The 10410-nt window shown below is 63.3% G+C and carries 8 protein-coding genes; 7 read left to right on the top strand and 1 reads right to left on the bottom strand.

Annotated features, from left to right (window positions below; all coding sequences use genetic code 11):
• Positions 1–900: virulence-associated E family protein (locus K8556_RS38365; protein WP_223745103.1), on the top strand; the 900-nt coding region annotated here is incomplete at its 5' end.
• Positions 901–987: 87 nt separating this feature from the next.
• A complete protein-coding gene (locus K8556_RS38360) occupies positions 988–2025 on the top strand; it encodes a DUF3800 domain-containing protein (protein ID WP_223745102.1) in 1038 nt (345 codons plus the stop codon).
• Between the two features lie 29 nt (positions 2026–2054).
• On the opposite strand, the gene K8556_RS38355 is transcribed toward K8556_RS38360, so the two are convergent.
• Positions 2055–2924: a DUF4238 domain-containing protein gene (locus K8556_RS38355; RefSeq protein WP_223745101.1), complete on the bottom strand. Its 870-nt coding sequence runs from the start codon at positions 2922–2924 to the stop codon at positions 2055–2057.
• A gap of 46 nt (positions 2925–2970) precedes the next feature.
• Between K8556_RS38355 and K8556_RS38350 the strand changes: the two genes are divergently transcribed.
• The 5 genes from K8556_RS38350 (at position 2971) to K8556_RS38330 (ending at position 10319) form a co-directional block, all read left to right on the top strand.
• Entirely contained in the window at positions 2971–4359 is a 1389-nt protein-coding gene (locus tag K8556_RS38350; RefSeq protein ID WP_370640040.1) for a PD-(D/E)XK nuclease family protein, read from the top strand.
• 12 nt (positions 4360–4371) lie between these two features.
• Complete coding sequence (locus K8556_RS38345; RefSeq protein WP_223745099.1) at positions 4372–6207, top strand: DEAD/DEAH box helicase family protein; 1836 nt, start codon at positions 4372–4374, stop codon at positions 6205–6207.
• 20 nt (positions 6208–6227) lie between these two features.
• On the top strand, positions 6228–7556 hold the full coding sequence (locus tag K8556_RS38340) for a putative sensor domain DACNV-containing protein (protein WP_223745098.1): 1329 nt from the start codon (positions 6228–6230) through the stop codon (positions 7554–7556).
• 131 nt (positions 7557–7687) lie between these two features.
• Positions 7688–8218 (top strand): hypothetical protein, encoded by a 531-nt coding sequence (locus tag K8556_RS38335; protein WP_223745097.1) that lies wholly within the window; start codon positions 7688–7690, stop codon positions 8216–8218.
• Between the two features lie 85 nt (positions 8219–8303).
• Positions 8304–10319 carry a DNA polymerase gene (locus K8556_RS38330; protein WP_223745096.1) on the top strand — a complete coding sequence of 672 codons (2016 nt, stop codon included), beginning with the start codon at positions 8304–8306 and terminating at the stop codon, positions 10317–10319.
• Positions 10320–10410 lie beyond the last annotated feature (91 nt).

Raw genomic sequence — 10410 nt, 5'->3', positions numbered from 1 at the left:
CGCTACCTGGGCGCCACGGGCGACGTGACGCACCTGCGCACCATCGGCCCCAAGTGGCTCATCAGCGCCGTGGCACGGGCGCTCCGGCCGGGCTGCAAGGTGGATACGGTGCTCATTCTGGAAGGCGCCCAGGGGCTTCGGAAGTCCACGGCATTCCGCGTGCTGGCAGGTGAGTGGTTCAGCGACGCCACGCTGGACATCGGCCACAAGGACTCCGCTGCGCTCGCGTCGCAGTTCTGGATCATCGAACTGGCGGAGCTGGATGCCGTCCGGCGCGCAGCGGACGTCCAAGCCCTCAAGGCTTACGTGTCACGCAGCGAGGACACGTACCGGCCGCCCTATGGGCGCGTGACGGTGCGCACTGCGCGGCGGTGCGTCTTCGTCGGCACCACCAACAGCGAAGAGTACCTACGCAACGACCCGAGCGGCTACCGGCGCTGGTGGCCGGTGCGGTGCACCTCCATCGACATCGAGGCGCTGAAGGCAGACCGCGCGCAGCTATGGGCGGAGGCCGTGGCACGCTTCCGCCAGGACGAGAAGTGGTGGCTGTCGGAGGAGGAAGTCCCGCGCGCCGAGTCGCAGGCGAAGGAGCGCAGCGAGACGCCGAACGACGGGAAGCGGGATGCCATCGTCCAGTGGCTTCTGCGCATGCCGCCCGCTCGGCGCCCAGTGGACGTGCCCCTATTGACCGTGGCGGAAGAGGCGTTGGGCGTTCTGAAGGGCAACCTCAATGCGGCAACGGACAGGGAGATCGCCAGCGTCCTGCGCGACCTCGGTTTCCGGAAGCGCATCCAGAGCGTGGCTGCCGTGCGGCGACGGGTTTGGGTGGTACCGGAGGTACTACGTACCGCGCCGGAAGAGGGAGCAAGAAAAGAACACCAACAACCACCAACTAGATAGTCCGAGGGCCATACAATCGTTGCTCCGCAACGCAGGTTGCGCGACGATCCAGGCAGCGCCCAAGAACCTTGTCAGCAAATCACTCAAATGCTCATCTTCATCGACGAATCAGGAACGTTTAAAGCACCTGCGAAACCCAACTCGGTGTCGTGCGTGACGGCGCTTATTGTGCCGGAGTCCTTCGCCCGAACTCTCTTTAGGAAATTCAGAAAAGCAATCGCCCCATGGAGAACGAATTCAAGAGAGATCAAAGGAAGCAAGCTCGACGAGGAGAAAATATCGAACATCCTAAAAATCCTAAGGCGATTTGACGTGCTTGTCGTTTCGGTATGCATGGACATGGGCCTCCATTCAGAGGAAATGATTCAGTCCCACAAACACGAGCAAGCAACCAAGTTCTTGAATGCCGCAAGAGCCGGCCCACCCTCAGACGCGAGGACTGAACTAGAAAACCTCGCTGCGCGGATACGGGCTTTGCCAAACCAGCTATATGCCCAGTCGGTTGCCATGAGCGAACTCGCAGGCGACGTAATAACTGCAAGCACACTATATTATTCGCAGAGAATTCCCGCCACTCTCGGTTCCTTCCGGTGGAGGATAGATGCCAAGAATTCGTTCGTCACTGAATACGAGAAGCTCTGGCTTGAAATCGTCCTCCCTTATCTGCAAACAAGGTTTTTACGCAAACCAATGCTTCAGCTTGTCGAGGCAGACTATTCGGCATTCGCTAAATACGAATTGACCCTACCGGAGCCCCCCGACCACCTGAAACCACACATCGACGAAAAACGCAGGTCCGAGCCTTTTTACTACACTGACACCCGGAAAATATTGACCGAAGACACGCTCTTTCGGAATTCCGAGCGCTACTCTGGACTCCAGCTTGTCGACATTGTCGCCAGCACAATACGAAGGGCGTGCAACGGCACTCTTCAGAAAGCCGGATGGGACGACGTCGGCAAACTCATGGTTCAAAAGCAGAAAGCGAACAGCCTCCGCTTTCTCACGTTTAACACCCCAGTGAACCCACCGGGACTTGAAGTCCCCTACGACGAATTCATCAAGAAGTGCAACTATGACTGCAAAAAAATGCTCACGAAGACCATGCGTGTCGGCACCAAGTAAGGACTTCAGAATCCCAAGGTTGGACTCACCTACTCGGCAGGGCTCCAAGGAACCAGGTTTTGCGCTTCATCCAGCCAGAACCCCTCTGGTACCTTCTGACGGCAGATTGCACTCCGCTGATGCCTCAGCGAACTGATGATGTGACGCCGAGCCAACTCATATGGATGCGCCCCATGCCCATCTATCACAAAAACTATGGCATCCGGCGACACAGACCAACTCGCAACGAGTCCCGCTTCATTATCTTGCCATTGAACAACAGGCTCTTCAAAGGTCGGGAATTCCACCAAACCAAAAGCAGCCAGCATCGCCTTCGCATTTTTCGAATGAAGCACACATACGCGCCCCTCCAGCCACCCCGACATCGGAATAAACTGGTTAGCAGCCATTCCCGCCAAACTAGCTCTTGCCGCAACAGCAGGCATTCTTGGGTCGAGATACTGACTAAGCTCCGACCTCATTGCTGGAGTCATCGCGCGCTCCAGCGTTCTCAAAATCCAAGACTCATGCTCAACCGCAAAACTAACAACTTCCTTCTCAATAACAGATAGAGTGCTTGGGGCCCGGGCAGTAAAGTTCTGCATGAGCCACTTGACCTTGCCTCCAACAAGAGGATCTACGAGTCCTGTTCGCTCGCCTATCGCTTCAACTATAGGCGCAATCGACTCGTCCACTGCCTTAGCAAGTAAATGTTCAACCCCATTTCCAGTCAACCCATTCGCGACCCCACCTTCTGGGAGCAAATATAGGTCTGGCTCCCAGCAGACGCCCTCTGGCGGTTTCTTGTCCGCGACAAGCCGAAGAGCTCCCGGAGGCCCTACTCTGCGATAGCGGATCAAAAAGCCGTCTTCGCGGCACCACTGGCGAAGATAAGACCTAGGAACGAAGTGCTGATCCATACGGCCTCACTTTAGCAAGGTGAAGCGCCGTGTCCGCCCCCATTAAGTGGGAGTGACCCCACCTGCAGAAGCCGTTAAGCTGCATGCCGTTAAGGGGGGCATCCTCCGCCACCTGTCCGTCTCGCAGTTGCGGAAATTCGCCCTCTGCGAGCGCGCGTGGTTCTTCGCCAAGGTCCTCCGGCTGCCTGAGCGGCCCCTCAAGGCCCGGGACCTTGGCACCGCAGTCCATGCCCAGTTGGAGCACTACCTGCGCACGGGCGAGGACGTGCTGGGTCCACTAGCGGCGGCCGGCAAGCACCTGCTTCCCGCTCCAGGCCCTGACCTCCTGGTGGAGGAGCACTTCGGCCAGCCCTCCCCTCTCTTCGCGGACGGCATCCCGCTCACCGGCTACATCGACCTCGTCAACCCGCGACGCCTCGCCGAGGGCGTGCTGCGCGTCACGGACCACAAGACGACGAAGTCCATCGCCAGCTACGCCGCCACGCCCGAGCAGCTCGCCTCCGCCGCTCATGACGCCGGCATCCAGATGGTGGGTTACGGCTACTGGGCCGTCCTCGCTGCCGAGCGATTCCCGGGACTGAAGCGGCTGGAACTGGAGCACCTCTACATCCAGACCCACGGCGCGAAGCTCGCCCGCTCGGTCGTCGCCACCGTCAGCGTCGAGCACGTCCGCGACGGGTGGCACACGCACGTTGAGCCGATGGCGCGCCGCATGCGCGACGTCGCGCGGGCCACTTCCCCCAGCCAGGTCAAACCCACCTGGAGCGCCTGCCAGAAGTACGGCGGGTGCTCCTTCCAGGCGCAGTGTCTCAACTCGCAGTCGCAAGGAAGCAAGCCCATGGCCCTGATGGACCGCATCCTGAAACCCCAGACTCCGCCCGCGCAGCCCGTCACTTCCGTCCCTGCGACGGCCTCCACGCCACCCGTCCCCGTCCAGGTCGCTCCGGAGCTGGAGCTGGCGGCGGTGCTGCCTCCGGACGCGCCCAAGAGCAACCCGGCGCTCGCGTCCGTCCTCGCGCCTGAGCAGCCCGTCCAGGCGGCCAGCGACGAGGCCCCGCGCCGCAAGCGCCGGACGAAGGCGGAGATGGAGGCCGCCCGCGCTGGAGAGCCTACGCGGCCCGCCGAGGCCGGCCTGTCGCTCTACGTGGACTGCGTGCCCAACTGCCCCGCCGAGCCGCTGGCCGGCTACGTCGGCCGTATGGTGGCGAAGATTGAGCAGGAGTGCGGCGTCGTGGACATCCGCGTCGCCGCCAACGACTCGCCCCTGGCCTACGGCAAGTGGAAGGGCGTCCTGGCCGCCACCATCCGCGCCGAGCCGCCCGAGCCCGGCACCTACGCCGCCCTGGGCGTGGCCGGCAGCGAGCTGATGCAGGTGGCCGTGGAGGCACTGGAGCCGATGTGCGGCACTGGGCACTTCGTCCGGGGCGTCCGGTAGCGAGGGCCGCTCATGAAGCTCCTCCAGCGCCTTGGCGTGCCCCTGCCGCCGACTCCGCCTCCGGGCGACGTGCCCCAGATTGCCGAAAACTACTCGCGCACGGGCCGCTCACCCGTGGGCTGGTCCTCGGACCTGACCCGCATCCTCGCTCTGCCCCGCCGCGACCTGGCCGCGTCCTACACGGCGGCCGACGTCGAGGCGCTGGAAGCCCAGCTGCGTGCCCCTGCAGGCCCGTGTGGCTGCGCGGCCATGTCCCCTGCCCGTCCCTGCCCCACGCGGCTGCGACGCGTCCAAGCAATGGCGCTGCTGGAGGCGTCCCGCGTGGGCGGGCTGCTGGGCCCCATCGGCACCGGCCACGGTAAGGAGCTGACCACCTTCCTCATGCCCATGGTGATGCCGGCCTGCCGCGTGGCCTGCCTCTTCATCCCCGCCAACCTGCTGCCGCAGTTCACAGCGGAGTGGGACTACTACAGCGCGCACTGGCGCTTGCCCAACCTCGCGGGTGGACGCTGGTTCCGTCCTGGGCTGCCGGTGCTGCACGTCATCACCTACAACAAGCTCTCCAGCCAGGAAGCGACGGACCTGCTGGAGCGCATCCGCCCGGACCTCGTCATTCTCAACGAGGCGCACAACCTCAAGGACCCGAAGGCTTCGCGCACCGGGCGATTTCTCCGCTACTTCGAGAAGCGGCCGGAGACGCGGCTCGTGGCCCTGTCCGGCACGTTCGCGTCCAAGAGCATCAAGGACTACGCGCACCTGTCGCGGCTGGCGCTGCGCGAGGGCTCGCCCCTGCCGATGGCCCACCACGTCGTGGAGGAATGGGGCACGGCCCTGGACCCGGGGAAGGTGATTGCCCCACCTGGCGCGCTGGAGCGGCTGTGCGAGCCCGAGGAGCACGTCCGCGAGGGCTTCCGGCGCCGGCGCAACGACACGCGCGGCGTCGTCGCCACGGACGAGAGCGCCCTGGACAAGCCGCTCATCATCCGCCCGCGCTATCCAAGCCCGGTGCCCGCCGAGTTGCTGGCGCTCATCGAACTGGCGCACGGTGGCGAGCGTCCGGATGGGGAGCAGTTCCAGGAGCAGCTCCAGGCCATGGCCTGCGCGCGACAGCTGTCAGCGGGCTTCTATCATCGCTGGCGCTACCCTCGGGGCGAACCACCGGAGCTGATCGAGGAGTGGTTCGCGAAGCGGAAGGCCTGGAACAAAGAGGTGTGGGAGGAGCTGAAGGGCGAGCGGCGTGAGCACCTGGACTCGCCAGGGTTACTCACCAAGGCCGCCATCCGCGCGCACATGTCGCCGCCATACCAGGGCGACAAGCCCGTCTGGGAGGCGACGACTTGGACGGACTGGGCGGGGATTCACGATGCGGTGCAGCCAGAACCGCAAGCGGTGTGGGTGTCAGACTTCCTGGTGCAGGACGCGGCGGAGTGGGCACGGACCCAGGTGGGAATCGTCTGGGTGGAGTTCCCGGAGCTGGGTGAGCGGATCGCACGTGCGGCTGGTGTGCCGTTCTATGGCGGAGGGCGGGCCGCGTCCGAAGCCATCCTCCAGGAGTGCGGCCGGCGGGCCATCGTCGCGAGCATCAAGGCGCACGCGACAGGGAAAAACCTCCAGCAGTTCTGCCGCAACCTCGTGGTGACGCCACCCTCTGACGGCGCACTATGGGAGCAGCTCTTAGCGCGGACGCACCGCCCTGGGCAGCAGGCGGCTTGCGTCGCGGTAGACGTGTGCCTCCATACGCGGGACTATATCGAGGCTTTCGCGATTGCACGGGAGCGAGCACGTTTCATTCAGCAAACAGACGGCCAACCTCAGAAGCTATTGGCACATAGCCTCAATCAGCATTGATAACCAGCCCCGCCACCAACATGCCATCGTCCGAAAAAACACCACAAGACCTAGCTAAAACAATCTACGACGCAATTTCCAACTCCCCCGACAGGCCGAATCAGGAAACACTAGATGCGATTTTCAAAGCAATGTTTGCCTCAAGCCTCAAGACAGAGGAAGGGCAACCAATAAAGTTCTCCATCTCGTACCTCTCGCCCAAGGAGCCGGTCCCTGCCACTCCGCCAATGGAGTTCGAGCGACCCATTCGGAATACCTGGACAAGGATTCCGTTCGCGACAGCCATCCCATTCAACACGAGGAATGCCGTCAAGCTAGCCAAGGCGACGGATCCGCGAACGTCATCATTCGCGGTCTTCCACACGAAATCCGGCTTACCCATAATCTGGGGGTTGATCGATCAGAACAACCCTCATTATCAATTCATGAATTACGACGCACCAGGAGGTGCTCCACGGCCGGGAATCTTCCAGGCAGAAATCAGGGGGCTCGGGCATATCTTCTCATCCAAAGACTACGATGTCATCGCCGAACTCCGAATCAACTCAATCACAAGAAGCCAACCCGACGTCATAAACGTCGGCCCCATCTCAGTCGCCCTTCAGACAGCACTGAACGGCCTTGCCAACGAACTAAAGCCTCTACTCCCCGCAGCAAAGATAGAGCCAGCCTCAACATGGACCGACCTAGTAAGAACCAACGCCAAAGAGACTCTCTGCCGCATCCTCTCACGCATACGCGACCATCGGCATGGTGGCGCCTTAATCATTACGCCCGACAAGAAGTTGACAAGCCTTGATCCAAAATTCAGGATTAAATATCCAAGACTCAGAACATCCCTTCTGTCTGCGGCCACAAGCGAGGCAACGCTTGCCGAATCCTCATTCGAAATACGCGACGAGTACCTGGAAAAAGATGTGGGGCATATTCCAGAACCACTTTATCTTGACGAGTCGATATCAAAATTTGAACTAGCTGACAGCAAGAGCGAGATCGATGGGGTTGTATGGTTTCTATCTCTTCTCTCCAGAGTTGATGGCGCCGTCGTCCTGACAACCGACCTGACAGTCCAAGGGTTCGGGACGGAAATCACCTGTCACCAGAATCCGCCAAAGCTCTTCAGGACGTCAGATGCTTTAGCGCGTCCAGACAGACTAAGCGCCTTTAGACTTGAGGACTATGGGACCCGTCACAGATCGATGATGAGATACTGCTACAGCACTCCCGGCAGCATAGGGTTCGTTATCTCGCAAGACGGCGATGTGCGCGCAATCATGAGAACTCAGGGCAAATTAGTGATGTGGGAGAACATAAAGCTCCAGCGCACGCGTAAGGCTCGAACCAAGTAGAGCCTGGCGTCCAGCAGTCAGAAGTGCCAGTGCGATATTTACGCTCGTTTTTCATCAAGCACTGCAAATGCCCCCATTTGAGCTGGTGAGGACGTCCTTTCGATGTCCTCCCTCAATGGGAGCAACAGGACATGAGCAACGCGGCACTTTCTCGAATCGTCAGCGCCCAGGCGGCGCTCGGCGCGCAGTATCTCAAGGCCGGTCGCTACAGGCTGGAGGTGCAGTCCATCCGCACCAAGGACGGCTTCAAGGGCCTGTCCGCCATCGCTGAGCTGAAGGTGGTGTCCGCAGAGCGGACTCAGCCCGCCAGCGAGCCCAGCCGCATCGGCATGGTGGCCTCCTACGTGGAGAACCTCTCCGACGCGAAGAAGAACGGCGGAGGGCGCTTCAAGGCCTTCGTCATGGCCCTGGCTGGCGCCGAGGAGCAGGAGCTGTCCCTGGAGCAGCTCGCCAAGTTCACGGGCGACAAGCAGGCCGGGGCCTTCCTCCTCATCGATTGCGAGGTCTTCCCCAAGACGCTGCCTGAGAAGGACGGCAAGCCCGGGAAGGTCATCGAGGGCTACCGCTGGAGCACCGTCAGCCCCTCGGACGACGAGCTGGCGGCCATCGAGGCGAAGCGCGCCGAGGCGAAGCTGCCAGCCCTCGCCGACGCCCTGGCCTGAGCAGCCCCCTCTCCCAATGCAGCTGAGTACCTGGCGCGACTCCCCTACCGCCACGGCTGGCCCACGACACGGGCCTCTTCGTGTTGTGCCCACCTCCCTCTTCAGCTTCGACACCGAGACGCACCTGATTCAACCCGGCCTCCTTGCCCCGCCGCTCGTCTGCGCTTCCATCGCGCACGCGGAACCGGGCAGCGAGCGCCTCCTCTCCGCAGCCCAGGCGCGTGACTGGTTCCGGGATGCCCTCTCCTCTCCAGGCATCCACCTGACGGGCGCCAACCTCGCTTACGACCTGGGCGTCATGTGCGCGGACGACGCGCGGCTCGTGGACGCTGTCTTTGACGCTGCCGAAGACGGACGCCTGCACGACGTCGCCATCCGAGAGGCCCTCATCGACATCGCGCGAGGGTTGCACGGTGTGGATCCGGAGACGGGCCGCCAGCTGGGGGACGACGAGGGCGCCCGCTATCCGCTGTCTCTACTGGTGAAGCGTCACCTGGGCCTCGACATCAGCGCAGAGAAGAAAGCTCCGGACGCATGGCGCCTGCGCTACGCGGAACTCGAAGGCATGCCGGTGGAGCAGTGGCCCACCGCCGCCGTGGCCTACCCGAAGCGGGACGCCCGCTTCACTCTGGACGTCCACCTCGCCCAGGAACGCGTCGCGGCCACGGTTCCCAACGGCGGCAATCTTCACGCGGAAGGCGACCAGGTCCGTGCCGCCCTGGCGCTGCACTTCGCTTCCATTTGGGGGCTGCGTACCCAAGGCGGGCGCGTCGCGGAGCTGCGGCAGCGAGTGGAGGCGGAGTGGAGCGCAAACCGTGCCCGCTTCCTCGCGGCGGGCATCTTCCGGCCTGACGGGTCCAAGGACTCGAAGCGCCTCTCCGCACGCGTCTCAGCCGCCTACAACGGCACGCCGCCCGTCACCTCGCCCTCGGAGCGCTTCCCGGACGGCCAGGTGGCCACCGACAGGGACACGCTCCTCGACTCGGGCGACCCGCTGCTGGAGGAGCTGGGCAAGGCCGGCAAGGTGGACAAGTACCGCTCCACCTACCTGGGCAAGCTGGAAGCCGGCGTCGCAGTGCCCCTCAACCCGCGCTTCAACGTCCTCGTCTCCACGACGCGCGTCTCCAGCGACTACCAGCAGCTCCCCCAGAAAGGCGGTGTCCGGGAGTGCCACGAGGCCCGTCCCGGCTTCGTCTACTGCTCCGTGGACTACGCAGGCCTGGAGCTACGCACCATGGCCCAGCGAGCCATCTGGGACGTGGGTTGGTCGCGCATGGCGGAGGCGCTGCTGGCCAAGGAAGACGTCCACACGTCCGCCGCCGCGACTTTCCTGGGGGATAACTACGCAGCCCTCCTGCCGCGCGTGAAAGCGAAGGAGGCCATGGCCACGTCCTTCCGCGCGCTCGCCAAGGTCTTCAACTTCGGCAAGGGCGGGGGCATGGGCGCGGGCGCCATGGCCTACCACGCGCGGGCGAAGGACGACGTCCGCTTCTGCCTGCTGGCCAAGGTTGCGGAGACGTGCGGTGTCGAACGCGTGCCGGTGCGCGTCCAGGGCAAGGTGAAGATGGTCTGCGCGACATGCGTGGAAGTCTCCCAGCGCTATGGCGACAGGTGGCTGGACGCATGGCCCGAGCAACGGGAGCTGTTCTCCCGCGCCAGCCGCCTCACCTACGGCGGGCAGCTCGTGGACGTGCTCATCCCCGGCGCCAACATTCTCCGGGGCGGGTGCGGCTACACGCAGTGGCTCAACACGCCCTTCCAGGGCCTCGGCGCCGTGGGTGCGAAGCTGGCCACCTGGCGCGTCGCCCGCGAGATGTACACGGCCCGGCGCTCCCCACTCTGGGGCTCGCGGCTCGTCCTCATGGTGCACGACGAGTTGGTGGCGGAACTGCGCGCGGACTGCCCCAACCGGCTGCACGACGCGGCTGAGCGCATGGCGCACCTCATGCGGCAGGCCATGCGCGAGACGACCCCGGACCTCGCCGATGCCATTGAGGCGGAGCCCGCCCTCTCGCGCGTGCTGTCGAAGGACGCGGCCACTGTGCGCGACGCTGCAGGGCGCCTTCTGGCGTGGGAGCCCGAGGTGAGAGTAGCGGCGTAATCACTCACGCGGATTGCCCCCATTGCAGTGAGGTGAAGACAGAACTCCTCACGGAACGAATCGCACTGTTTCAGGGCGATGCAGCTCACGT

Source organism: Corallococcus sp. AS-1-12, from assembly GCF_020036995.1.
Taxonomy (GTDB): Bacteria; Myxococcota; Myxococcia; order Myxococcales; family Myxococcaceae; genus Corallococcus.
The sequence above is the reverse complement of the archived record's forward strand: the minus strand, read 5'-3'. Positions and strand labels throughout refer to the sequence as shown.

What these genes read in the sequence shown, in the direction of transcription:
- K8556_RS38360 (WP_223745102.1), top strand. Translation starts at nt 988, where the DNA reads ATGCTCATCTTCATCGACGAATCAGGAACGTTTAAAGCACCTGCGAAA.
- K8556_RS38355 (WP_223745101.1), bottom strand. Translation starts at nt 2,924, where the DNA reads ATGGATCAGCACTTCGTTCCTAGGTCTTATCTTCGCCAGTGGTGCCGC.
- K8556_RS38345 (WP_223745099.1), top strand. Translation starts at nt 4,372, where the DNA reads ATGAAGCTCCTCCAGCGCCTTGGCGTGCCCCTGCCGCCGACTCCGCCT.
- K8556_RS38340 (WP_223745098.1), top strand. Translation starts at nt 6,228, where the DNA reads ATGCCATCGTCCGAAAAAACACCACAAGACCTAGCTAAAACAATCTAC.
- K8556_RS38335 (WP_223745097.1), top strand. Translation starts at nt 7,688, where the DNA reads ATGAGCAACGCGGCACTTTCTCGAATCGTCAGCGCCCAGGCGGCGCTC.